At 57.6% G+C, this 22,545-nt stretch carries 25 protein-coding genes and 1 other RNA gene; 24 read left to right on the top strand and 2 right to left on the bottom strand.

What is annotated here, in order from left to right:
* The first annotated feature begins 102 nt into the window (after nucleotides 1–102).
* From H043_RS0103750 to H043_RS0103655, 19 genes are all read left to right on the top strand, one after another.
* The gene (locus H043_RS0103750) at nucleotides 103–927 is read left to right on the top strand and encodes a (Fe-S)-binding protein (protein ID WP_027610770.1); all 825 of its coding nucleotides are present in this window, start codon (nucleotides 103–105) and stop codon (nucleotides 925–927) included.
* The gene (locus H043_RS0103745) at nucleotides 924–2,378 is read left to right on the top strand and encodes a LutB/LldF family L-lactate oxidation iron-sulfur protein (protein WP_027610769.1); all 1,455 of its coding nucleotides are present in this window, start codon (nucleotides 924–926) and stop codon (nucleotides 2,376–2,378) included. The genes H043_RS0103750 and H043_RS0103745 overlap by 4 nt, the downstream gene beginning before the upstream one ends.
* Nucleotides 2,378–3,049, top strand: coding sequence for a lactate utilization protein C (locus H043_RS0103740; protein ID WP_027610768.1), 672 nt, complete (start codon nucleotides 2,378–2,380; stop codon nucleotides 3,047–3,049). The genes H043_RS0103745 and H043_RS0103740 overlap by 1 nt, the downstream gene beginning before the upstream one ends.
* Nucleotides 3,046–5,856 carry an FAD-binding and (Fe-S)-binding domain-containing protein gene (locus tag H043_RS0103735; protein WP_027610767.1) on the top strand — a complete coding sequence of 937 codons (2,811 nt, stop codon included), beginning with the start codon at nucleotides 3,046–3,048 and terminating at the stop codon, nucleotides 5,854–5,856. The genes H043_RS0103740 and H043_RS0103735 overlap by 4 nt, the downstream gene beginning before the upstream one ends.
* A gap of 132 nt (nucleotides 5,857–5,988) precedes the next feature.
* Nucleotides 5,989–6,270: a hypothetical protein gene (locus H043_RS0103730; RefSeq protein ID WP_027610766.1), complete on the top strand. Its 282-nt coding sequence runs from the start codon at nucleotides 5,989–5,991 to the stop codon at nucleotides 6,268–6,270.
* 197 nt (nucleotides 6,271–6,467) lie between these two features.
* Nucleotides 6,468–6,743 (top strand): hypothetical protein, encoded by a 276-nt coding sequence (locus H043_RS0103725; protein WP_027610765.1) that lies wholly within the window; start codon nucleotides 6,468–6,470, stop codon nucleotides 6,741–6,743.
* A gap of 96 nt (nucleotides 6,744–6,839) precedes the next feature.
* Nucleotides 6,840–7,229: a transfer-messenger RNA gene (gene ssrA, locus H043_RS29585) on the top strand.
* Between the two features lie 166 nt (nucleotides 7,230–7,395).
* Entirely contained in the window at nucleotides 7,396–8,622 is a 1,227-nt protein-coding gene (locus tag H043_RS0103715) for a tyrosine-type recombinase/integrase (RefSeq protein WP_027610763.1), read from the top strand.
* A 121-nt stretch (nucleotides 8,623–8,743) separates the two neighbouring features.
* Entirely contained in the window at nucleotides 8,744–9,565 is an 822-nt protein-coding gene (locus H043_RS0103710; RefSeq protein ID WP_027610762.1) for a hypothetical protein, read from the top strand.
* Between the two features lie 102 nt (nucleotides 9,566–9,667).
* Nucleotides 9,668–9,937, top strand: coding sequence for an AlpA family transcriptional regulator (locus H043_RS29580; protein WP_027610761.1), 270 nt, complete (start codon nucleotides 9,668–9,670; stop codon nucleotides 9,935–9,937).
* Nucleotides 9,937–10,242, top strand: a complete 306-nt coding sequence (locus H043_RS0103700) for a helix-turn-helix domain-containing protein (RefSeq protein ID WP_027610760.1) — start codon at nucleotides 9,937–9,939, stop codon at nucleotides 10,240–10,242. The genes H043_RS29580 and H043_RS0103700 overlap by 1 nt, the downstream gene beginning before the upstream one ends.
* Nucleotides 10,239–10,913 carry a KilA-N domain-containing protein gene (locus H043_RS0103695; RefSeq protein ID WP_027610759.1) on the top strand — a complete coding sequence of 225 codons (675 nt, stop codon included), beginning with the start codon at nucleotides 10,239–10,241 and terminating at the stop codon, nucleotides 10,911–10,913. The genes H043_RS0103700 and H043_RS0103695 overlap by 4 nt, the downstream gene beginning before the upstream one ends.
* 475 nt (nucleotides 10,914–11,388) lie before the next feature.
* Nucleotides 11,389–11,634, top strand: coding sequence for a hypothetical protein (locus H043_RS0103685; protein ID WP_027610758.1), 246 nt, complete (start codon nucleotides 11,389–11,391; stop codon nucleotides 11,632–11,634).
* Nucleotides 11,631–11,963: a hypothetical protein gene (locus H043_RS0103680; protein ID WP_027610757.1), complete on the top strand. Its 333-nt coding sequence runs from the start codon at nucleotides 11,631–11,633 to the stop codon at nucleotides 11,961–11,963. Before H043_RS0103685 ends, H043_RS0103680 begins: the two co-directional genes overlap by 4 nt.
* 3 nt (nucleotides 11,964–11,966) lie before the next feature.
* Nucleotides 11,967–12,254 (top strand): hypothetical protein, encoded by a 288-nt coding sequence (locus H043_RS0103675; protein ID WP_027610756.1) that lies wholly within the window; start codon nucleotides 11,967–11,969, stop codon nucleotides 12,252–12,254.
* Complete coding sequence (locus tag H043_RS0103670) at nucleotides 12,247–12,474, top strand: hypothetical protein (RefSeq protein WP_027610755.1); 228 nt, start codon at nucleotides 12,247–12,249, stop codon at nucleotides 12,472–12,474. The genes H043_RS0103675 and H043_RS0103670 overlap by 8 nt, the downstream gene beginning before the upstream one ends.
* Entirely contained in the window at nucleotides 12,471–13,352 is an 882-nt protein-coding gene (locus H043_RS0103665) for a toprim domain-containing protein (RefSeq protein ID WP_027610754.1), read from the top strand. The genes H043_RS0103670 and H043_RS0103665 overlap by 4 nt, the downstream gene beginning before the upstream one ends.
* A complete protein-coding gene (locus H043_RS0103660) occupies nucleotides 13,339–15,141 on the top strand; it encodes a DUF927 domain-containing protein (protein ID WP_027610753.1) in 1,803 nt (600 codons plus the stop codon). Before H043_RS0103665 ends, H043_RS0103660 begins: the two co-directional genes overlap by 14 nt.
* 647 nt (nucleotides 15,142–15,788) lie before the next feature.
* Nucleotides 15,789–16,397 (top strand): hypothetical protein, encoded by a 609-nt coding sequence (locus H043_RS0103655; protein WP_027610752.1) that lies wholly within the window; start codon nucleotides 15,789–15,791, stop codon nucleotides 16,395–16,397.
* Nucleotides 16,398–16,512: 115 nt separating this feature from the next.
* Here H043_RS0103655 and H043_RS30610 read toward each other — a convergent pair whose 3' ends face one another.
* Entirely contained in the window at nucleotides 16,513–16,728 is a 216-nt protein-coding gene (locus H043_RS30610) for a hypothetical protein (RefSeq protein ID WP_256214120.1), read from the bottom strand.
* 135 nt (nucleotides 16,729–16,863) lie between these two features.
* Between H043_RS30610 and H043_RS0103645 the strand changes: the two genes are divergently transcribed.
* From H043_RS0103645 to H043_RS28930, 3 genes are all read left to right on the top strand, one after another.
* Nucleotides 16,864–17,463: a tail assembly protein gene (locus H043_RS0103645; protein WP_049827805.1), complete on the top strand. Its 600-nt coding sequence runs from the start codon at nucleotides 16,864–16,866 to the stop codon at nucleotides 17,461–17,463.
* 68 nt (nucleotides 17,464–17,531) lie between these two features.
* On the top strand, nucleotides 17,532–17,885 hold the full coding sequence (locus H043_RS0103640; protein WP_027610749.1) for a hypothetical protein: 354 nt from the start codon (nucleotides 17,532–17,534) through the stop codon (nucleotides 17,883–17,885).
* A gap of 97 nt (nucleotides 17,886–17,982) precedes the next feature.
* The gene (locus H043_RS28930; RefSeq protein ID WP_049827804.1) at nucleotides 17,983–18,405 is read left to right on the top strand and encodes a hypothetical protein; all 423 of its coding nucleotides are present in this window, start codon (nucleotides 17,983–17,985) and stop codon (nucleotides 18,403–18,405) included.
* 384 nt (nucleotides 18,406–18,789) lie between these two features.
* On the opposite strand, the gene H043_RS0103630 is transcribed toward H043_RS28930, so the two are convergent.
* Nucleotides 18,790–19,341, bottom strand: a complete 552-nt coding sequence (locus H043_RS0103630) for a hypothetical protein (RefSeq protein WP_027610748.1) — start codon at nucleotides 19,339–19,341, stop codon at nucleotides 18,790–18,792.
* Nucleotides 19,342–19,677: 336 nt separating this feature from the next.
* Here H043_RS0103630 and H043_RS0103625 point away from each other — a divergent pair, with 336 nt between their 5' ends.
* Both H043_RS0103625 and H043_RS0103620 read left to right on the top strand, forming a co-directional pair.
* A complete protein-coding gene (locus tag H043_RS0103625) occupies nucleotides 19,678–20,448 on the top strand; it encodes a hypothetical protein (protein WP_027610747.1) in 771 nt (256 codons plus the stop codon).
* Between the two features lie 613 nt (nucleotides 20,449–21,061).
* Nucleotides 21,062–22,264, top strand: a complete 1,203-nt coding sequence (locus H043_RS0103620) for an ATP-binding protein (RefSeq protein WP_256214119.1) — start codon at nucleotides 21,062–21,064, stop codon at nucleotides 22,262–22,264.
* The last annotated feature ends 281 nt before the right edge of the window (nucleotides 22,265–22,545 follow it).

Below are 22,545 nucleotides of genomic sequence, written 5' to 3'. Positions count from 1 at the left end.
TCAGCAATTCACACCCCGGTCTGTAAGGCTGCTGAAAGCAAGGCTCTTTATATTCAGCAGTCTCAACAGACGGATAACCGGGCCCACCCGGAGACACGCCTGATGAGCGAGCTTTTTTACAACGCTGTGCCCAACGCCACCCGCGTCGCACCGCCACTGCCCGAACCTCGGCAGTACCCCAGCGAGAAACCGTCGCGGGTCTATCTGTTCGGCACCTGCGTGGTCGACCTGTTCTACCCCGAAGCCGGGATGGACGCGATCCACTTGCTCGAGCGTGAAGGGATCAAGGTCGAGTACCCGCAAGGGCAGAGCTGCTGCGGGCAACCGGCCTACACCTCGGGTTACACCGAGCAGGCGCGGACGGTGGCGCGCGCGCAACTGGCGCTGTTTGCCGGGGATTATCCGGTGGTGGTGCCGTCGGGTTCCTGCGCGGGCATGTTGCGCGAGCATTACGCCGACTTGTTCAAGGACGAGCCGCAAACGTTGAAACAGGTGCAGGCCCTCGCGGCCCGCACCTATGAGCTGGCCGAGTTCCTGCTGTTCGTCTGTAAGGTGCAGCTCAAGGACAGCGGCGAGCCGGTCAAAGTCGCGCTGCACACCTCGTGTTCGGCACGGCGCGAAATGAACACCCACCTGCACGGCCGCGAGTTGTTGGCGCAGTTGAGCAACGTGGAACGGGTCAACCACGACCACGAAAGCGAATGCTGTGGCTTCGGTGGGACATTCAGCGTCCGTATGCCAGACATTTCCGGCGCGATGGTGGCGGACAAGACCCGGGCGTTGAAGGATTCCGGCGCGCACAAAGTGTTGAGCGCCGACTGTGGCTGTTTGATGAACATCAACGGCGCATTGGAGAAACAAAAAGAAGCGCTGCGCGGGCAACATCTCGCCAGCTTCCTCTGGCAACGAACCGGAGGTGCGCAATGAGCACCTCGACGATTATTCCTACGGTTGCCATAGAAGAAGATTTCCGCACGCGGGCGCACAACGCCTTGGGTGATCAGCAGTTACGGAACAACTTCCGTACTGCGATGGATTCATTGATGACCAAGCGGGCAGCGGCTTTCAGCGATGCCCACGAAAGAGAACACTTGCGCGCCCTGGGCAACTCGATCAGGGCGCGTGCGCTCTCCAAGTTGCCCGACCTGCTCGAGCAACTGGAACAGAACCTGACCCGCAACGGTGTGACAGTGCACTGGGCGGAAACGGTGGACGAGGCCAATGGCATCGTCCTTTCGATCATCCGCGCTCACGAGGCGCGGCAAGTGATCAAGGGCAAATCGATGGTCAGCGAAGAGATGGAGATGAACCATTTCCTCGAGGCTCAAGGTGTTGAATGCCTGGAGTCCGACATGGGGGAATACATCGTCCAGCTCGACCACGAGAAGCCTTCACACATCATTATGCCGGCGATCCACAAGAATGCCGGTCAGGTCGCGTCCTTGTTCCACGACAAACTTGGCGTGGAGTACACCAAGGACGTTGACCAACTCATTCAGATCGGTCGCAGAGTCCTGCGGCAGAAATTCTTCGAAGCGGACATCGGCGTTTCCGGCGTCAACTTCGCCGTCGCCGAAACCGGCACCCTGCTGCTGGTGGAAAACGAAGGCAACGGACGCATGACCACCACCGTGCCGCCGGTGCACATCGCCGTCACCGGCATCGAAAAGGTCGTGGAAAACCTGCGCGACGTGGTGCCGCTGTTGTCGCTGCTGACCCGCTCGGCGCTGGGCATTCCGATCACCACCTACGTCAACATGATCTCCGGCCCGCGCAAGGAACATGAACTCGACGGCCCGCAAGAAGTGCATCTGGTGCTGCTCGATAACGGTCGCAGCCAGGCCTTCGCCGACAGCGAACTACGCCAGACCCTCAACTGCATCCGCTGCGGTGCCTGCATGAACCATTGCCCGGTTTACACCCGCGTCGGTGGTCACACCTACGGCGAGGTGTACCCGGGACCGATCGGCAAAATCATCACCCCGCACATGGTCGGTCTGGCGAAAGTCCCGGATCACCCGAGCGCTTCGTCGCTGTGCGGTGCCTGCGGTGAAGTGTGCCCGGTGAAAATTCCGATCCCTGCCCTGCTGCGGCGATTGCGCGAAGAAAACGTCAAAGCCCCGGACAGTCCGCATCAAGTGATGCGCGGTCAGGGCAGCAAGTATTCGCGCAAGGAACGTTTCATCTGGAACGCCTGGGCGAAACTCAACAGCTCGCCGACGTTGTATCGGTTGTTCGGTTTCTTCGCCACACGCCTGCGTGCCCTGACCCCGAGCAATGTCGGCCCGTGGACGCAAAACCACAGCGCACCAAAACCCGCCGCCCGCTCACTGCACGACATGGCCCGCGAGCATCTGGGCAAACAGGGAGATCGCTGATGAGCGCCAAGCAAAATATCCTCGCCAAGCTACGGAAAAGTCTGACCGGCACCACACCGATTGCCGACGACTTCGACGTCGATCTGGTGACCCAGCCTTACACCTACAGCGCCGAGCAACGTATCCCGCAACTGCGCAAACTGATGGAAGCGGTGCACACCGAAATCCATCTGACTACCGGCGCAGACTGGCCGACGCTGCTCGCGCAATTACTGCGTGACCGTCAACTGCCAAGCCTGCTGATCGCACCGACTACGCCTCACGGGCAGCGCATCTCACAACACTGGGCGAACAATCCTGATCTGCCGGCACTGAAGTCCTACGACCGGCCGATGGAGGAGTGGAAAGCCGAGCTGTTCAACGACACCCCGGCCAGCCTAACCGGCACTCTCGGTGCCATCGCCGCCACTGGCAGCCTGATCCTCTGGCCAACCCGTGAAGAACCGCGGTTGATGAGCCTGGTGCCGCCGGTGCATTTCGCCCTGCTTAAGGCCAGCGAAATCCGCGACAACTTCTATCAGGTGCAACAGGAGTTCGAGTGGGCCCAAGGCATGCCGACCAACGCACTGCTGGTGTCCGGCCCGTCGAAAACCGCCGACATCGAACAAGTGCTGGCCTACGGCGCCCACGGCCCGAAAGATCTGGTGGTACTGATCCTGGAGGACCAATGACGCTTCCGGTGAATTTCCTGCGCGATGCGCAGCAACTGATTCCAGCAGATCGCCGTTTCGACGATCCACTGTCGACCTTGGCCTTCGGCACCGACGCCAGTTTTTATCGGCTGATTCCCAAACTGGTGATCCGCGTCGAGTCCGAGGACGAAGTGGTGGCGCTACTGAAACTGGCCCAGCGCGATCAAGTCCCGGTGACCTTCCGCGCCGCTGGCACCAGTTTGTCCGGGCAGGCGATCAGCGATTCGGTGCTGATTGTGCTGGGGGATAACTGGAACGCTCGCGAGATTCGCGGCCAAGGCATGCAGATTCGCCTGCAACCGGGCGTGATTGGCGCACAGGCCAACGCGTGGCTGGCACCATTCGGGCGCAAGATCGGCCCGGACCCGGCGTCGATCAACGCTTGCAAGATCGGCGGCATCGTCGCCAACAACGCCAGCGGCATGTGCTGCGGCACCGCGCAAAATACCTACCACACCCTGGCCGGAATTCGCTTGGTACTCGCCGACGGCACCCGTCTCGACACCGAAGACGCCGCCAGCGTCGCCGCTTTCCGCGTCAGCCACAGCGATCTGCTGGAGCGCCTGGCAACATTGGGCCGCGAGACCCGCGCCAATGCCGAACTGGCCGCGCGAATCCGCCACAAATATCGTCTGAAAAATACCACCGGCCTGTCACTCAACGCCCTGGTGGATTTCGACGAGCCTGTGGATATCTTGAGCCACTTGCTGGTCGGTTCCGAAGGCACCCTTGGCTTCATCAGCGCGGTGACCTATGACACGGTGATCGACCATCCGAACAAGGCGTCGGCGCTGATCGTGTTCCCGGATGTGGAAACCTGCTGCAACGCGGTTACCGTGCTGAAAAGCCAACCGGTGTCGGCGGTGGAATTGCTCGATCGGCGTAGTCTGCGTTCGGTGCAGGACAAACCGGGCATGCCGGATTTCGTACAGCACCTGTCGAACAATGCCTGCGCGCTGCTGATCGAATCCCGCGCCGCCTCTTCCACTTTGCTGCAAGAACAACTGGCGCAGATCATGGCTTCGCTGACCCGTTTCCCGGTGGAGAAACAGGTCGATTTCACCGAAGATCCGGCCGAGAACGCCAAGCTTTGGGCCATCCGCAAGGACACCTTCCCCGCCGTCGGCGCCGTGCGCAAAACCGGCACCACGGTGATCATCGAAGACGTGACCTTCCCGGTCGAGCAACTGGCCATCGGCGTCAATCGCCTGATCGCGCTGTTCGACAAACACGCCTACGACGAAGCGATCCTTTTCGGACACGCACTGGAAGGCAATCTGCACTTCGTCTTCACCCAAGGCTTCAACAGTCCGGAAGAAGTCGCACGCTACCAAGCGTTTATGGACGACGTGGCGCAACTGGTGGCGGTGGAGTTCGGCGGTTCGCTCAAGGCCGAACACGGCACCGGGCGCAACATGGCACCGTTCGTTGAGCTGGAATGGGGCAGGGATGCCTATCAGTTGATGTGGCAGCTCAAACGTCTGCTCGACCCCAACGGCATCCTCAACCCCGACGTGGTGCTCAGCGAAGATCCGCAGATCCACCTCAAACACCTGAAGCCGCTGCCGGCGGCTGACGAGATTGTCGATAAATGCATCGAGTGCGGCTTCTGCGAACCGGTCTGCCCGTCGAAAGGTCTGACCCTCAGCCCGCGCCAGCGCATCGTGATCTGGCGTGACATTCAAGCGAAGAAACGCGCCGGCGTTGACACCACCGAGCTGGAACAAGCCTACGAGTACCAAGGCATTGAAACCTGTGCCGCGACAGGCTTGTGCGCGCAGCGTTGCCCCGTAGGCATCAATACCGGCGAACTGGTGAAAAAGCTCCACGCCCGTAACGCCACGCATCAGAAAACCGCTGACTGGATCGAAGGAAATTTCGCCAAGACCCTGCAAGGCGCACGCTTCACCCTGCACCTGGCCAACGGCGCACGGATGTTGCTTGGCGCACCGCGCCTGGCGAAGCTGTCGGCAACCCTGACACGTTTGTCCAAAGGCCAGGTGCCGCTGTGGACCAGCGCGATGCCGCAACCGGAAAAAGCCATTCGCTTCAGCCCGAGCGTGTCGGATCAACGTCCACGCGTGGTGTATCTGGCGGCCTGCGTTTCACGGGTGATGGGCCCGGCAGCCGGCGACAAAGAGCAAATGTCGCTGTACGACAAGACCCGTGGTTTGCTGGAAAAGGCCGGTTACCAAGTGGTGTTCCCGGACAATCAGGACAACCTCTGCTGCGGTCAGCCTTTCGCTTCCAAAGGCTATGCCGAACAGGCCGAGCACAAGCGTCAGGAGTTGATCAGCGCGCTGCTGCACGCCAGTCGCGGTGGACTCGATCCGATCTATTGCGACACCAGCCCGTGCACCTTGCGCCTAGTGCAGGACGTGGGAAATGTTCGCCTGGATCTGTATGACCCGGTGCGCTTCATCCGTACGCATCTTCTCGATCGACTGGAGTTCACCCCGCAAGAAGCACCGATTGCAGTTCATGTGACCTGCAGCACCCAGCATCTGGGCGAAAGCCAGGCGCTGATCGAACTGGCACGCAAATGCAGCAAAACCGTGGTGATCCCGGAAGGCATCCATTGTTGCGGGTTTGCCGGTGACAAGGGTTTCACCACGCCGGAGCTGAACAGCCACTCGCTGCGCACACTCAAGGGCGCGGTGCAACATTGCAACGAGGGGATTTCCACCAGCCGCACCTGTGAGATCGGCCTGACGCAGCACGGCGGCATCGACTATCACGGACTGGTCTATTTGGTGGATCGGGTCACTCGAGCGAAGGCCTGCTAAAAGAAAGTTAGAACCCTTGAGCGAGGCGGTAGTCCACAGAACAAGCCCCGAACACGCGGGGCTTTACCTCCTTTCGCTGGCCTGCTCTGACGGTCAGCGAGAGTCTGGATTCCTCAGTGCAAGGAGATACTCATGAAGCATTCTGTACTGTTTGGTCTGTTCGTTACTGCCTCGATGATGGCTTCTACTTCGTTCGCCGATGGCAAACCTGCCGACTTGTGCGAGGCGAATCTGCAAAAGATCGAAAGCGCCAAGACGCAATATCAGACGTCGCCGGATCTGAATTCGCGCGTCTCGGCAAGCGTCAGCAAAGCCCAGGCCCTCAAGGCTCAGGGCAGGATCGACGACTGCCTGGCGGAAACCCAGCAAACCCTTCTGGTAATCCAGAACTCGACGGGGGATACCAAGAAATAAACCTCGGGACGACCAGTCTTCAGGTGGCGTGATGCAGCGCGGTTAGGGTTGAAGGGTCACGATGTAAAAAAAACCGAATTCCTGCGTGCGGCCGCGGTCGATTGAACAGGCCCACTACCAAACACGGCCTGTTACGACCTCGGCATCGCCGCCAGACCGTCCGGCAGCACCGAGACCAACCGTTCAAGGAGATACCCATGAAGCATTCTGCAATTGCTGGATTGTTCATCGCTGGTGCCCTGCTGACGTCGCCGGTGTTTGCGGCAGACAAAGACCTTTGTGCCGGGAATCTTCAAACCATCAAAGACTTCGTTACCAGTCAGCCGTCAATTCCCGAGACGTCCATGAACAACGTCAAGGAAGCGCAGAAAAAAGCTGAAGACGCGCAGGCGGCCGGCAATGACAAGGATTGCGTTGAGGTCACCTCTTCCTTGATAACCAAAATGCAAATCCGCAATCCAACGCGCAATTGATATGCCACGAGGCCAACCTTCGGGTTGGCCTCGCCGGCCGTTTGGCGTACACTGCGCAGGCTTGTTGCCTCACCTGATGTACGAGGCAATGAGTTCGGGGCCGATTAGGATTCGACGCCGGTGACGAAACTTTAGGTGCATGCCGACTTGGTAACAGAAGTCGTAAATCCACTGTTGCAACTTCTTATAGTTGCCAATGACGACCAATACGGTGCTGCTCTCGCTGCTTAATTGCAGCTGACATGCACTCCTGGTGCCTTCGGGCCCAGCAATCATCAGGGGATGTCTGTAAACCCGAAATGATTGTCATATAGAACAGAATCGCCGTGCAGTACGTTGTGGACGAAGCGGCTAAAACTTACACAACTCGCCCAAAGCACCCTGCCCGTCGGGTCGCTGAGGGTTAACTTAATAGACACGGCTACGCATGTAGTACCGACAGCGGAGCACTGGCGGACGGGGGTTCAAATCCCCCCGGCTCCACCAAATAGCTGTTTAGACCTGTCTCGGACAGTCTACGAAACACCTCAAGAAGCCCGCCTAGTGCGGGCTTTCTTGTTTCTGGCTGTATCTTCTCGTCTACCCCTATACGAACTGCCCGTGTATCCTGCCGTGTATCTTCTGTATAAATTGAAACTAGGGGGTACAAGGAGTGAAGCGCAGCGAAATTAAGCGCCGCCCACTGGCCGACACAGTGCTGTCGACCCTTGAGCCTGAGGTAAAGGAATACCGTGAGCATGACGGGGACAGCCTGTACCTACGCGTCCGTCCGGACGGGAATAAATCGTGGCAACTGCGCTACAAAAAAGCTGACGGCAAATGGTCGTGGCTGGGGTTGGGCAGTTATCCCTCCGTAAGCGGCGCCATGGCCCGCAAGAAAGCGGCAGAGTTGCGAGCTGACGCGGCGCAAGGCAGTAATCCACTGGCGACCAAGCGCGCCAGAAAAGCAGCTGAAGACGAGGCCGCTGGCCACACGTTTGAATCACTTGCTCGTGAGTGGTACGCAGTCAAGCGCAAGAGCTGGACTGACGGCACCGCGGTACGAACCATCGGAGCTCTGGAGCTTCACGTTTTCCCGGTCTTTGGCAAACGGATCTATCGCGAGATACTGCCAATGGAATGGATGGAGTTTCTGCGGTCGATGGAACAGAAAGGAATCATCGAGCAGACCAGTCGTGTCCGAGGTATGTGCCGTGAGATTTACGACTTGGCACGCGTCACCGGTCGCGCAACACACAACCCTTTGGAGGGGTTGCACAAATTCCTCCAGACCAAGGCCGCCGAGAACTATGCCCATGTATCCCCGGAAGAGTTACCACCTCTCCTAAGGGCCATTCGAGCGTATCCAAGCGCAACCGATATCCGCATTGGTCTCCACCTTCTCTCCATGCTCGCTTGCCGTCCTTCAGAGTTGCGCGAAGCAAGCTGGTCCGAATTCGACCTAGATAAAGCCCTGTGGTCGATCCCAGCCGAACGCATGAAGCGCCGACGAGAACACTTGGTTCCACTGCCAACTCAAGCTGTCGAGTTGCTGCGTAATTTGCAGGCGCTCACCGGTGCCTACCCGATGCTCTTCCCAGGCCGAAGCGATACAACCAAAGCTCGATCCAATACGGTATTCCTGATGGCGTTACGTCGTCTTGGATATGAAGGCCGCCAGACTGGGCACGGTTTCCGCCATATCGCCTCAACGATCCTGAACGAGCACGGCTTTGACGAAAATCATATCGAAGCGCAGCTCTCTCATGTCAAAGAGGGCATAGCCGGTGTGTACAACAAAGCGATCTATCTGCCTCAGCGAACAACCATGATGCAATGGTATGCAGATCACTTGGACAAGCTGGCCAACGGCAATGTTGTCGCAATCAAGAGGGCCTGATGCGGTCCTTCCATGCGCGCATAGACAGATATAGAATATGAGCCACCACTGTCCAAATACACAGTAGCTGGCTTGCAATGTGTTCCGCGCGCCCAGCTCAAGACCAGGGCTTGCCGAATTGATGGATAAAATCTACAAGCTGCTGCCTTGGCTCAACTCCTCCCAAGCGGTGGACTGGCTTTGCCGCCTCACCGGTACGCAAATGACCGAGGAGTTACTCATATGCCTATGTGGGGCTGGTCACGCGCGCATCTATATCGACGTTGGCGGGGCGTGCCTTGGAGTCGATGATGAGGACTGGAGCCGCGAGGTAGTAGCGAGTGGAAAACAGATGGTGGTCGATCCATCAGCACTCACTAAACCAGACGCTGACCACTCGCACATCCTGTTACGCGGCGAAGTACTCAATCTGAGCGACGATAAAAAAGATCATCGAAAGGACGTCGATTGGTTTCCAAATAGGCTCATTTCAATTTTTCTTTGCTTCAGGCAAGCCGACATTCTGGCACTTGCAGACAAGGTGAATGCGGATGAAACCGCCCAGAAGGCCGACCTGATTGCTCAAGTCGAACGCTATCGTAAAGACCGAGAGCTCACGCTAAACGAACTTCATGAAGCGCAGGAGGAAATAGCAGGTCTGCAGGGTAAGCTTGATTTAGCCCTCACCAACTCACCAGGCCTAGGCCTCAACTCGAGCTCCAAAAAATCACATTTGTTGGCGATTGGAGGGCTACTTCGCCTGATTAAAGATCCTGCCCGTCCTCGGTATAACCAGACTGGAGCAGTTAACGCGATAACTGCAATGGGGTGGGCAGGCGCAAGCAATTCGAACCTAAACCATATTTTTGCAGAAGCTAATTCCGCCGCGAAAGACGCCGATAGTGAACTTGAGGCAAAGATAGAAGCCTTGGGCATGGCAGTAAAAAACTTCGCTGATGCTTGAAACTCTTGCAGATGCAAAAATCAAAATTGCAGTTGCAATGACCTCCCCCCTAAATAATCTCAATCTGGCTCCTGTCATCTACAGCGATAACAGGAGCACGCTATGCATCATATTCACACCACACTCCATGGCTCTGCGCCAGCAACGCAAAGCTTCGACCCAGCAACAACTTTAATTCGCATGCCGGATCTCGAAGCCATTACTGGCCTCGCCCGCCCCACCGTATACAAACGTCTCAAAGACGACCCGACCTTCCCCCGTCCTGTGCCGTTGAGCAACAGTAAGTCGCGCGGGTCTCCAGTTGGCTTCGTTCTGGCCGAGGTCCATGCCTGGGTTCGTCAGCGCATCGCATTGCGAGGGGAGGCGGCATAATGAGCGAACAAAAAAAAGGCCAACCCAATAAGGCCAGCCCAAAAAATACTCACGTAGAGAATACCAGCAACGACGCCCAGCTAGCACGGCTTGTTCCGCACCTACGCCAAGGGCCATCTGACACCTTCACAATCATGCGTGAGCTGAATATCTGCCGCCCCGGTGCCCGTATCTGCGACTTGCGCGCCTCCGGCTACAAGATCATTACTACTCGCACATTGCTTACGGATGAGTGGGGCCGCACCCACCGTGGCGTAGCCATCTACACCCTGATCGCCGAACCCGGCCAGAAGGTGGCTGCATGAGTGCTCGTATAATCCCATTCGACTATCAAGGCCAGGCCGTCACTTTCAACGCCGATGGCTGGATCAACGCAACCGTAGCAGCCACGCGCTTCGGTAAGGTTCCTAATGAGTGGCTGCGCCTCAGTTCCACTGAGGAGTACATCGAGAAGCTGGCCAGCAGGATGGCTGAGAGTAATACGGGGAAATCCCGCATTACCCTAGTGACAACTCGCCGCGGCAATACTGCCAACAGTGGAACTTGGCTCCATCCGAAACTCGCAGTGAAGTTCGCTCGCTGGCTCTCAGTGGACTTTGAGATCTGGTGCGACGAGCAGATCGACACACTGGTACGCGCTGACCACGTTACTTGGCAACAGGCACGCCAGCAGTCAGCTATTGGCTATCGCGGCCTGTGTGAAGCGCTGGCGATCGCCCACGAGGAGAGCGGCAAGACTCCCCGGCGGCACCACTTCATCAATGAAGCAAAGCTGATCAATCAGGCAATCACCGGACAGTTCGACGGCCGCAATCGCGATCAACTCAGCGCGCATGAGCTGGTGCTGGTCACTCTGATTGAGATCCGCGACGTGCTGCTGATCGGCCAGGGCAAAGACTTCGCGGCCCGCAAAGCATCCCTATTGCGCTATGTCCAAAGCCTTACCTCCAAGCACCTTCGGAGTGATGCCGCATGACGGCTATGCTTATGATCAGCGACAAACAGTCGATAACTTTTCTTGCCAGTCGTCACACCCGCCGGTATGGTTCGCATGTCGCTGCAAATTCAGCGACCGACCTTGGCGGGTCGAACGACTTCAGGCGCAACAGCGCCCCCATTACGATTGCAGGCGCTTTTTTTGTGCCCGCATTCTCGTGTTATGGCGGGTTGCGCAGGAGCACCCTCGGGTGCGCCGGGTTCCTGAATCTCCGGTCCGCCAATCCTGTGCAACTCGCCACCCTTCTCTGCTTGGCGGCAGGCCGCGGTGGCTCTCATGATTCGGGAGCTACGACCATGCAACACGCCCTCATTCCGTCCGCAATTCGCGCCTTCGCTCACCGCCGAATGGCTCTAAGCGCTCTCCGCGCTAACTCGTCCCTCTCAATTCGTCTCGCCCGCTACAACGCCCACATGGCCATCGTCCGCACACTGGAAACTTCAGGGGGCGTGCAATGAGCCAGCCAATCGCTCGTATCGCCGACGAAGCCCTTGAACTGCTGCGCGCCACACACGAACGCATCAGCAATATGCGGGTGTTGTTCAACGCGATCACGAAGGACCTGAAGCACGGCAAATCGCACGATATTGAAGAGTTGGCCAGCCTGGGCAGCTTCCTCGGGTACGACTGGGCGAACTATGTCGACAGCGAAGTCGAGCAGATGCAGAAGACCCTGGATACCGCGGAGGTGGCCAAATGAACGCCTCTATCCGGTCACGGGAGCACCTGAGCTTCACGCAGCGAGATGTCGAGGGGCGTTTCATCAACTGGCCTCGGAACAATCCCGGCGTAGCGGCCGACTGGCAGAAAGGTATCGAGTTCTTCGAAAGCGAAGTATTCGAGCTGGCCACTCACGATGAAACTGAAGCGTTCAACGCTATTCAATTTGCCATTGCCGGAATGGGCGGGCGCACCACCAATCTTGAAATCGGATTTATAGATCGCGTGGCACGTGCTGCGGTACTTGGTTTGCGCGTGATTCGCGGCGGCGCAGCACGGTTCGAACCCAAAGACTTCGACGAGATTTAAAACATGAAAATTCAAAACGGCGCATCAGCGTCGACGGGATCGGCTTGCCCGAAGAAAGCCACCGCACTGTTTTACGTCACGCATCCGAAGGTGCCCAAGGCATTGCTGGGACCGTTCTATACCGAGGCCGACGCTGAGTGCGGGCGCTTTGTTATGCGCAGTGCTGACGCTCAGGTAACGGCCTACCTGGTTGACTCAATCGACGACATCACCCACTGGCACGGCGTGAACAACGGCCAGGTTTGCCGGGCCTTTGCTGGCGCTGATCGACAGGAGGCCAGCCATGGGTGACGTGACCCCAATCAATCGCAAGAGCAGTGGCGGCCGACCCGCTGCTGGCGCCCATATCGACAGCGCCAGCTATGTGCTGCTGGTGGAAACGCTGGTCGGCTTCCTGGAGCTGCGCATCTCGGAAGGCGACCAAGGCCGGCACTGCGATGAGCTCGAGCGCCTGACTCAGAAACTGCAAAGTTTGGCCAAGCGGTTCACAACGCCGAAGGGGGCCGCATGACTGACGCAACCATCCAGTTCCGTGATGCCCTTCAGTCCGTCTACGGTTTGCTCGATTGGATGCCAGAACCTGATGGCCACATTCACCGGTTCCGCGTGCCTGAGGATAAGCCCGGCTCCCTCAACGGCTGGTATGTGCTGTACCTGGACGGCATTGCATCCGGAGCGTTCGGCAGTTGGAAGGCCGGAGGCGCCAGCACCTGGTGTAGTCGCGAACCGGTGGACGCCCGCGAAGCGGCTCAGATCCGCAAGCGGGTTGACCAGGCCCGTCGTCAGCGCGAGGCCGAACAACACCGGCGCCAGCAGCAGGCCGCCGAGAAGGCCAACCACTGGTGGCGCAATGCGCGCCGAGCCGCGCCCGACCATCCGTACTTGATCGCCAAGGCGGTTCGCTCCTACGGCCTACGCCAGCGTGGCGCTGATTTGTTGATCCCGCTGTATTTGGATGGTCGCTTGGTCAACCTGCAACGAATTGCTCCGGACGGCGAGAAGCGCTTCCTGTTCGGAGGCCGGATTAAAGGCACGTACTCACCGCTGGGCATCATCGAGCCGGGTTGCGTGCTTTGCATCTGCGAAGGATGGGCGACGGCCGCCAGCCTTCACCAGCACGGCGGCTACGTCGTGGCGGCAGCCATGAACGCCGGCAACTTGATCCCGGCGGCGATGGCCCTTCGTGCTCGCTACCCGGGCCTGCCAATCGTCATCGCCGGCGACGACGACCGGCTCACCGATGGCAACCCGGGGCGCGCAGCGGCAAACGCAGCGGCGGCGGCCGTGGGTGGCCAAGTGGCTTTCCCTGAGTGGCCGGAAGGCGCCCCCGATGACCTCACTGATTTCAACGACCTCGCCAACTGGAAGCTCGCCCATGTCCAAGCCTGACACCAATGTGATCAACCTTCGACCGGACGCCGCGACCATTGCGCCAGATCGCCCCTGCTGGGCGGTGTATGAACATTGGGTGATCAATGAGAAAGGCCGCAAGCTGCGTCCCGGCGTTTACTGGCACAGCTTCAAACGCACCGCCGCCGATCAAGATGACGCCGATGGTGATACCGGTGACCGGCCTATCACCGATGAGTGGATCTCCAGCCCCGTTACAGTCGTGGCCCGCACCACCAATAGCGACGACGGCAGCGAAGGTCGGTTGCTGCGCCTGGTAACAGATGGTGGCATCAAGGAATGGATCATCGCCATGGAAGTGTTCGGCGGCAGCGGCGAGGACGCCCGGCGCGCATTGTTCGGGATGGGCGTCATCATTGCCCTGAAGAAGCGCGGTACGTTCATGGAGTACCTGCTCGACCAGCATCCTGCAGAAGTGTTCGCCACCACCAGCCGGCCAGGTTGGCACGAATCGGGCGCGTTCGTGCTGCCCGGGCGGACGATCGGCAGTGACAAATTGCGATACCAGGCCAGCAACAAGGCCCAAGTTCTTTTCAGCCGCCGCGGCGAGTTGGCGCTCTGGCAAACAGAGGTGGCGGCAAAGTGCGCCGGCAACCCTGTGCTGACACTGGCGATTGGCTGCTCGTTGGCCGGCCCGCTGCTGAGTCTGGTCGGCGTGCTGGGTGGGGGCGTTCACTTGGTGGGCGACAGCTCGAGCGGCAAGTCCTTGGCGCAGTTGATCGGCTCGTCAGTGTGGGGTGACCCGGGCGTGTTCGCTGCCAGTTGGGACATGACCAAGGGCGGCCTTGAGATCGAAGCGTCGAGCCGTAACGACACCATCTTGCCGCTGGACGAAATCAAGCGCGCCGATCCGAAACGGGTACAGGAAATGGCCTACTCCCTCGCCAACGGCCAGGGCAAAGGCACCATGACCCGCGAGCGTGAAGGCCGCGCCAAATTGAGCTGGCGCCTGCTGACCCTTTCCAGCGGCGAGCGCTCGCTCTCCGAGCACGCCGCTATTTCCGGCAATGCCGCCCACGCTGGCGCCGAGCTGCGTATGGTCGACGTGAATGCTGGCACCCGCACGCATCGAGCCTTTGACGAGTTACATGGGCTGGAGGGCGCGGACTTTCACCGGCAGCTCACCGTCGCGGTGGGTGCCCACCATGGCCACCTAGGACCGGCCTTTGTCGAGCGCTTGGTTGCGACCGACGACAAGCCGGGCTTGCTCAGTGACTTCGACGGCATCCGCGCTCAGTTCGTCGAGGACAACGCCCAGGCCGGCCGGGTGGCTGACCGGTTCGCCGTGATCGCGCTGGCCGGCGAGATGGCCATCGCCTACGGACTGCTCCCGTGGGAGCCGGGCACCGCCCTCGCCGACTGCCGCCTGCTCTACGGCGAATGGCTCTCCCGTGTCGGCGGTGGGAATGCCGAAGACCGCCAAATCCTGGCCGGCATCATCGACTTTATCGACAAGCACGGCAGCAGCCGATTCTCGGACGTGGACGCACCCGAGGCGGACGCCAAGGTGTTCAACCGTGCCGGGTACTGGGAAGTGGTCGCCCACAAGCGACTGTTCCTATTCAACAAGTCCGCGCTCATCGAAGCCGCCCACGGGTACGGCCTCACCCGCGTCATCAAGGCGCTGGAGGTTGGCGGAGCCCTTGCCAAGCGCGACACCGATCGGGATAGCCGAAAGACCAAAAAGTACCGCATCCCCGCCGGCGGATCTGCTCGGCTGTACGTCATCGATCCAGAAGCTCTGGACGGCGAAGGCGGTGCTGTATGAGCTCAACCAACACCAGAGACGAATGCCCGACTTCACAGGAACCTACAAACGTGGGGAACAGGGGGAACGGGGGAACATCCAGCAAAGACGCGGCCTGTAGCCGTCCCCCCTTATTTGGTGTTTGGGGAACAGGGGGAACACAAACATGTTTTTGAATATAAGTGAGCAGCACTTTCCTGACGTTTGGTTATCACTGTTCCCCACAAAAAAACGTGGGGTACAGAATCCCCCTCTGGAAGCCCCTGAATCACTGGGTGTTCCCACTGTTCCCCCGTTCCCCCGTTTTTTTTTCACAGACTCATTTGGGCAATGTTGCAAATCGGGCGAGGTGAAGCCGTGAGCCTCCTTTCCAGCCTGCTCGATCACATGCCGCCAGCTATCACCGGTACCGACTCCACAATTTTGCGGAGTCACCCAGAACCTCGCCCGTGCCTGGTTTTGGCCAACCTCGTCGAGCGCACTCAGCAGCTCATCACAAGCTCACACGCAAGCGCCGCCACTGCCACGCCTGGATGGCGACACGCCCGTGACCAGTACCTCAACCACATCATGGCTTGTCGTTCCTGTTACGCGCCCACCGGCCGCCATTGCCCGGCGGGCGCCCACCTGCGTGCCAGCTACGACAACACGCCCATGGAGGGGCACCAATGACGCCAAGACTTATCACCCGCTTGTGCAACATCGCTTTGAAGCCCGGCATCAGCGCCAGCACGCACCTCATCACTACACGGCGGATCTGCCGCGCCATTGCTGACCAACTCGACGCTATCCGCGCCGAACGTCGAGCCATTCGCCGCGAGGCCGGCAAATTGAAAGCGTTCCTGCCGTTCACGCGGCAAGCGATCGAGGATCTGGAGGAAAAGGCCCGGGAACACCAAGAGGCTATTCGCACCGGAGCACAGGAAGCGCTCGCCGGGTTCGGCCAATCGCTGATGTTCGACCGGGAAGGGCTGGCGCAGACGTTGGGATTCGAACGGATGTGCGACCTGCTAGGCGTTAACCCAGTACATCGCCAGCAAGCCAGAACAGACGGAGATACCAGCCTTCGCGGGCTGGCCTACCTCTCCCAACTGGAGGACAGCGCCGACCGCAAGAGCGAGGAATGGGGCGGCGGTGGCCCTCTGTATCGCGCTTGTCATGCCGCCTTGATCCGGTTCATCAAGGAATGCCCGGAAGACCAGTTACCCGATCCCTTCGCGCCTGGCGCTCCCTTCGGGCCGAAGTTGCCGCCCACCTTAAGCATCGTCGCCAAGTAGAAACCCAATTACGCGACACGTTTTGCGAATCACGAAAACGTGTCGCGACACAGAGCAACACAACCGGGCATCCGCCCATCAATGGCGCCGACGGCGCCAAAGGAGGCAACAAGTGTCACACCACATACGCTTCGCTGAAGCGTGCAATGCCACAGATTTCACCACCGACCCGGGGACCATTGGCGGATACATCGTGTGGACCGTACAGCATGTGCGAGACGGCCAGCGGGTTGAACTCGAGGGGCCATTCTTCACCGAGGAAGAAGCCAGGATCTCCGCCGAACTGATGCGAATCGAGTACCGCGGTGCCCGGGCTTATCAGTCGACTCACTGTTCCGCCTGGAATCCCGACGTGAAACGCGAGATCGCGATTCGAAACGACGCGATGGCCGCCCGCATGATCCTTGCCGGCCAGCTAGGCGTGGAAATCCCCAAACACAGCGCCCATGGCGCCCAGGAGTAAGAAATGGCAATGGCAACGAATTTTGGCAATAAGACGCTGATTCTACTTGGAGGTAGCGCTGGGAAACTATTTGGTCGGGAACACCTGTACGAGCTCTCCACGGGTGACGTTCGCGAGGCAGTGAAGGCCATCGACGTAAATCACCCTGGCTTTGTGCAGTACCTGGCCAACGCCAAGAGCAAAGGCTTGGAGTTTGCCGTTTTCCGTAATCGGAGAAACATTGGCGAGCGTGACTTGAAGCTGGGTGGGGCGCAGGAGATTCGAATTGTTCCTGTAATAGCTGGTAGCAAGCGCGCCGGCGTTCTGCAGACAGTGATCGGAGTTGCGCTCATCGTCATAGCGTCGTTCATGACCGCCGGCGCTGCGGCGACTGCGGTAATGGGTGCGGGGATTGGCACAGCCGCCGGCGGCGTTATCCAGATGCTCAGCCCGCAGGCTGCTGGACTAAAGCAAAGCGCCGGGCCTGAGAACTCTCCGTCCTACGCCTTCGGCAGCGCCAAGAACACTACGGCCAGCGGTAACCCGGTCCCGATTTGCATCGGACATCGTCGGTGGGGTGGGATGATCATCTCGGCTTCGATCTACGCTGAAGACAAGGCGTAACGCGGTTATTGGGCTTTCAGCAAGCGCATGTTAGCGTCACGGCTTTATTAGTTACGGATGACGCCAACATGTGCTCTCTTAAAGCCGCAGCTCTCGCTACTTCGACCCTTATTTTGGCTGGGTGCTACTCACCAAGCGACCTTGTTGAAAAAGGGCCGGCGCTTTCAGCATCCTCCAGCAAGACACCTAAGAACTACGCTCTATGTGTTTTCCCTCAATGGCAGGAGTATCGACCAGACGCCACTATGTCCGAAACAGAAACGGGCTACCGGATCATCAGCGGTAACGACATGAACACCAATGAGATCCTGAGCATCAGCAAAACCGCCTCGGGCAGCTCGGTAAAATTTTACCAACGCGCGTACCTCGACTTCGGTTCAGGCAAAGAAAGCGCCTTGCGATCGACCAAAGCGTGCCTCTGAACACTTCGCTGACTGACGCGAGCCTTGGGGCTTAGTAGTTGGCGTCATACTCGTCGCGCACCGTTTTCTAAGTGGTAACCAATCAAGGAAGTTGAAAATGACTGAACGAAGCGTCCAGCTCCACCAGAGCGCGAGCACCGAAAATGCGAACTTTGATCGATTTGTCTTAGGGGCATCAATGGCAGCCTGCGCGTACCTAGCGCAGACCATGCCCTTCGGTCCCATTGGCGTGAACGTATCCACGATGTATCTCGCGACCCTCTTAATGATGGCGCTAAGCGCAATCTTTGGCTTTCTACGGATTGAGGCGACGATCTCAACAATGAACTCCAACTCAAAATACCTTCACATGATCGAGATGGGGCAACTGAACGATGTCACCATGCGCCGACTTGCGCATGACGCAGTGGAAAAGGTGGCCGATAGAACGAAGACGATGTATCAACTTCGCAATCTCACGATGCTGCTCTCATTCTTCTGTTACGTCGCCACAAAGGTGTACGCCGCTTATCCCGCCTAGCTCTTTCTACGTTGATTTTTTTACAGGGTGGCGGACTTTGAGCCGCCAGCGATATCAGGTTTTGTCAGGTTCGCAGGGGCGAGCCATACCGCCCAGTATCCACGCTGGTATCCACCAGTTGCGAGGTCGCAGCGTCCCCCGCGGCCCCCGTCGAGACACTCATCCAGCCAGTGACCATTCGCGGTGACCACCAGCAGTGACCACTCCCACCGGTCACCGAATGAACCTTCACGCACGTCTTCACGCACGATCCTCACGCACCCAAGAGCTCGCGAAATCCCTGTGGGAGCGAGATTCCCAACGCTGGTACGCAGCCAGGTACGCACGATCAGTACGCACCCTGGACCTGCCAGCCAAGCCCTCGGTGGAGGGTGCCGAGCAAAGCTAAATTCCCGTCAAACTCAGCTTTTTGATGTTGACTGACGCTTCATGAAGCCGAGCTGCAACGAGTGCCAAGTAATTGTTAAATCTGGCCCTGTCGCCGGGAGAGACGCTGGCGATCACTGCTTCGTCCACAACTCCCACGCCTCGTAGAGTGGCCTGCAAATTGGCAATCCAGTTACTCATGAAACCGTCATAAAGGCTCGGTACCGCGTCGAACACCGATTTGATAGCTCCAGCGATAGCGGCGTCATTGAGGCTATTCACCACCTGGTGAGCAAAGGTATTTCTTGCCTCACGCAGACTATGCAGAAGCGTGAGCATTTCCAACGAAATCAAACCCAGAGAGAACGCTAGGTCTATTTTTGCGGCATATTGGAATTTCAGCTTTCCCTTGCGAGCGCGAGGTAGGCCAATGAGTCGCGCTCTGATCATCTCATCCAAAATGCCGTCGGTTATTACTCCGCTCAGCAGAACCGCACCTCGATCATTCTCTTCAGAAAGCAACTCAAAGGTTTTTTTATAGACTTCACCAACGTTAGCGCCCGCGAACATGCGTACCTTCCTTGAGATCATGATTTAACAAATGGCTTCCAGAAGCGACTAAGCCTGTGAGCCGCTAGCACTATGGCACGCGCGCTCGACAGTTCGCAGCGATGGTTCGCAACCACCATTACGCGCAAACCGTCGTGCCCATGCAGACCTTTCGCGAAAAAGTCGTAAAACTGGATGCGGCGGGGAGGTTCCTGTTATCAAAAGCCATGATTAGCGATGGAAGGTTTCCACTGAGGTTCCACCGAAACGCAGGCATTTAACCTGGAAACCCGCGAAGCGCACGGCATATTGTCTGGACGATCGGTATAGACGTTTACCCCCACTGGGGAAACACCCATGATTGGTTATCGAATCTTCAGTGAGAACAGCATGCCCAGCATCGTTTGGGGTCGACATCCCCAAGAGGCATACGACAACCCTTACGAGCATGAAGCCCAGCGGCAGTTCCTCAGGGAGTGCGATGCCCTGCTTCGTGAAATCATCAAACGCCTCAGGCCGCACACGCTGAAATACCATCGCGACGAGCAATCCCTGCAGAAGGCGACTTGGCTGATCACCATGGACTTGCTGGCGTCACTCCTCGACTGCGTCGACTTACTGAAGGAAACGCGCCACAGGCCAGTTGCGCGAGTCTTTCGCGACGCAGTTGAAGCGATCGACGTGATGCGCTTTCTGCACGAGGATTCCCCGAAAGCAGTATCTGCGTTGAAGAAGTGGTACCAAAACGAAACAATTTCTCACGGCGAAATCCGGAAACTGATCGAAGCGCAGGACGGCGCAGAGGCGGCCACCGAGCGCAGAATCTTCTATCAGCAACTGTCCAAGTTCACCCACCGCACGTATCGAGCACTTCTCCACAGCGTGTCACTCGGACGTGACGATCTCATGGTTCACGACAGTCATGGCTCCGGCCACCTTGTTCTGCCGCAAACCATCGCGGCTTACATGGCTGTGTTGGGCGACATAACGATTCAGGCGAGCGGGAGCCTCAGCGCTACCGGACTTCTCTCCACCGACGAAGTGGTAGAAGCATGGGGTGCTGCTCTGGAAGTTCATACCGTCCCTCGGCGCTTCGCAATTCGATTCAAACCTGGCTCGTCTCTTTGACCACGCTTTGACGGAATGTGAGACAGGCGTGAGACGGAATCCACGCTGGATGGTCGTCCAAGGCCTATTCCGTTCGGGATGCGTCAAAGTAGGACGCTTGGCCGTCTCAACCCCCTTACAACCCCCTGACGGATTTTGGACAGGCTCTGGACGGATTGACGGGCGCATTTTGTTAGGTGCCGGCCGAACGCCCCAGCCATCAAGGGCAGAAAACCACGGAAGGCTGACTTGGTGCTGAAGCAGTCCAGAATGGATGAGCGAGCATCAGTGAAGGAGCGGCCATAATCCTTGACCACCCTTGACAGGGCCTTGACGAAACATCGAGCAGGTACTGACGGTTTTCGCCGGCGCCGCCAACCACCGATCCTGTCAAACCCACACACAATAACGCTTCCAACCATTCGCGTTGCTCTGTATGCGCGAGTCTCGTCGATAATTAATGGCCATGGCCGTCAAGGGCGAAGGCAAGGTGGATGACTAGGTGGTAGCGCCCGATCGCTACTGAAACAGCTAGCTAGGCTGGTGAGCGAAAAATTTCCGAAAACGTCATTTGACATTTACAGCTCTAGGTGTAAATTTAGTATTCTTACTAAGTTTACAGCTGGAGCTAATCATGGCCGCACTTCAAAACCCTTTCAAGCCAGGAGCGGGGCACATGCCTCCCTACCTCGCAGGTCGGGAGGATGAAAAAAAGGAATTCGCGCGCCTTCTACATCAAAAGACGATTCTCGAGAACTTGGTTCTCACAGGTCTGCGAGGTACAGGGAAGACGGTATTACTAGAAACATTTAAACCCATGGCCCAGCAAAGTAAATGGCTGTGGGTAGGCACTGATTTATCAGAAAGCGCAAGCTTGAACGAAAGTAGCATTGCTACTCGCCTTCTCACGGATTTATCCGTTGTTACTTCCGGCGTGAAGGTTGGAGAGTTTCAAATTTCCGAAGGAATAGGGTTCTCCCGCAAAGAGTCAACAGTTGACCAAACATTAAACTATCAGACTTTGCAAAGCATCTATGAGACAACACCAGGTCTCGTAGAAGATAAGGTAAAGCGAGTCTTAGAAATCGTATGGAACTCCATTAAAGACTTAGGCGTATCAGGGATAATTTTTGCATACGACGAGGCTCAAAACTTATCTGACCACGCACAGAAAGACCAGTTTCCACTTTCGATGCTACTGGATGTTTTCCAGTCTATCCAGCGTAAGGGCGTTCCTTTCATGCTAGCGCTGACAGGCTTGCCGACCTTATTCCCTAAGCTCGTTGAAGCTAGGACTTATGCTGAGCGTATGTTCCGAGTAGTGATGCTAGATAAGCTGAATGAAAAGGCAGTGCACGACGCGATTAGCATCCCACTAAAAGACTACCCAATTCAGTTATCCAAACCCTCTATGCAGCAAATCGCCTCTCTATCTGGCGGATACCCTTACTTTGTTCAATTTATATGTAGAGAAGTCTACGATGTCTTCATACAGCAAATTGGCAACGGTAAAACTCCTGGGGTACCCTCAGATGAGATTCTTCGAAAGCTGGATAGTGATTTTTTTGTAGGTCGATGGGCAAGAGCAACAGATCGGCAGCGAGAACTTCTTGGAGTTATCGCGGAACTTGACCACTGTGATGGAGAGTTCTCTGTTCAGGACGTGACAGTAAAATCGAAGGAAGTACTAGAGAAACCTTTCGGAAGCAGTCACGTCAATCAAATGCTATCTAGCTTGGCTGAATCAGGTTTGATATATAAAAACCGACATGGCAAATACTCATTTGCGGTTCCTTTGCTGGGTCAATTCATTAGACGCCAAAAAGAGTACCTTTAAATTATCTGGCTGCGAGCTGACGACTAGTCAAAAGCCAGAAGCGCCCTCCCCTCCCCCCCCTAGGAAGGAGGGGGGCCTCCAATACCAGGTGGCAGCTGCGGAGGGAGCTCATGAAAAAGCACCACCCTGATATGGGGTAGTGCTAGCTGAGGAGATTTATGAAGCTCGATACAAAAAAAAAGCCCCTAAAAAAGGGACCTTTTTTTTGCACAGGATCGCATCAGCCGAATACGCGAGCCATTGCGTCCTTTAGACGGTGCTCATCCTCAGGCGTTGGACGA

It is taken from the genome of Pseudomonas sp. URIL14HWK12:I6 (genome assembly GCF_000514195.1).
Lineage (GTDB): Bacteria > Pseudomonadota > Gammaproteobacteria > Pseudomonadales > Pseudomonadaceae > Aquipseudomonas > Aquipseudomonas putida_A.
Note: the sequence above shows the minus strand (reverse complement) of the source record. Positions and strands in the feature narration are given on the sequence as shown.

Coding starts and splice junctions, on each gene's coding strand:
- H043_RS0103750 (WP_027610770.1), top strand. CDS start 103: ATGAGCGAGCTTTTTTACAACGCTGTGCCCAACGCCACCCGCGTCGCA.
- H043_RS0103745 (WP_027610769.1), top strand. CDS start 924: ATGAGCACCTCGACGATTATTCCTACGGTTGCCATAGAAGAAGATTTC.
- H043_RS0103740 (WP_027610768.1), top strand. CDS start 2,378: ATGAGCGCCAAGCAAAATATCCTCGCCAAGCTACGGAAAAGTCTGACC.
- H043_RS0103735 (WP_027610767.1), top strand. CDS start 3,046: ATGACGCTTCCGGTGAATTTCCTGCGCGATGCGCAGCAACTGATTCCA.
- H043_RS0103730 (WP_027610766.1), top strand. CDS start 5,989: ATGAAGCATTCTGTACTGTTTGGTCTGTTCGTTACTGCCTCGATGATG.
- H043_RS0103725 (WP_027610765.1), top strand. CDS start 6,468: ATGAAGCATTCTGCAATTGCTGGATTGTTCATCGCTGGTGCCCTGCTG.
- H043_RS0103710 (WP_027610762.1), top strand. CDS start 8,744: ATGGATAAAATCTACAAGCTGCTGCCTTGGCTCAACTCCTCCCAAGCG.
- H043_RS29580 (WP_027610761.1), top strand. CDS start 9,668: ATGCATCATATTCACACCACACTCCATGGCTCTGCGCCAGCAACGCAA.
- H043_RS0103700 (WP_027610760.1), top strand. CDS start 9,937: ATGAGCGAACAAAAAAAAGGCCAACCCAATAAGGCCAGCCCAAAAAAT.
- H043_RS0103695 (WP_027610759.1), top strand. CDS start 10,239: ATGAGTGCTCGTATAATCCCATTCGACTATCAAGGCCAGGCCGTCACT.
- H043_RS0103685 (WP_027610758.1), top strand. CDS start 11,389: ATGAGCCAGCCAATCGCTCGTATCGCCGACGAAGCCCTTGAACTGCTG.
- H043_RS0103680 (WP_027610757.1), top strand. CDS start 11,631: ATGAACGCCTCTATCCGGTCACGGGAGCACCTGAGCTTCACGCAGCGA.
- H043_RS0103675 (WP_027610756.1), top strand. CDS start 11,967: ATGAAAATTCAAAACGGCGCATCAGCGTCGACGGGATCGGCTTGCCCG.
- H043_RS0103670 (WP_027610755.1), top strand. CDS start 12,247: ATGGGTGACGTGACCCCAATCAATCGCAAGAGCAGTGGCGGCCGACCC.
- H043_RS0103665 (WP_027610754.1), top strand. CDS start 12,471: ATGACTGACGCAACCATCCAGTTCCGTGATGCCCTTCAGTCCGTCTAC.
- H043_RS0103660 (WP_027610753.1), top strand. CDS start 13,339: ATGTCCAAGCCTGACACCAATGTGATCAACCTTCGACCGGACGCCGCG.
- H043_RS0103655 (WP_027610752.1), top strand. CDS start 15,789: ATGACGCCAAGACTTATCACCCGCTTGTGCAACATCGCTTTGAAGCCC.
- H043_RS0103645 (WP_049827805.1), top strand. CDS start 16,864: ATGGCAATGGCAACGAATTTTGGCAATAAGACGCTGATTCTACTTGGA.
- H043_RS0103640 (WP_027610749.1), top strand. CDS start 17,532: ATGTGCTCTCTTAAAGCCGCAGCTCTCGCTACTTCGACCCTTATTTTG.
- H043_RS28930 (WP_049827804.1), top strand. CDS start 17,983: ATGACTGAACGAAGCGTCCAGCTCCACCAGAGCGCGAGCACCGAAAAT.
- H043_RS0103630 (WP_027610748.1), bottom strand. CDS start 19,341: ATGTTCGCGGGCGCTAACGTTGGTGAAGTCTATAAAAAAACCTTTGAG.
- H043_RS0103625 (WP_027610747.1), top strand. CDS start 19,678: ATGATTGGTTATCGAATCTTCAGTGAGAACAGCATGCCCAGCATCGTT.
- H043_RS0103620 (WP_256214119.1), top strand. CDS start 21,062: ATGGCCGCACTTCAAAACCCTTTCAAGCCAGGAGCGGGGCACATGCCT.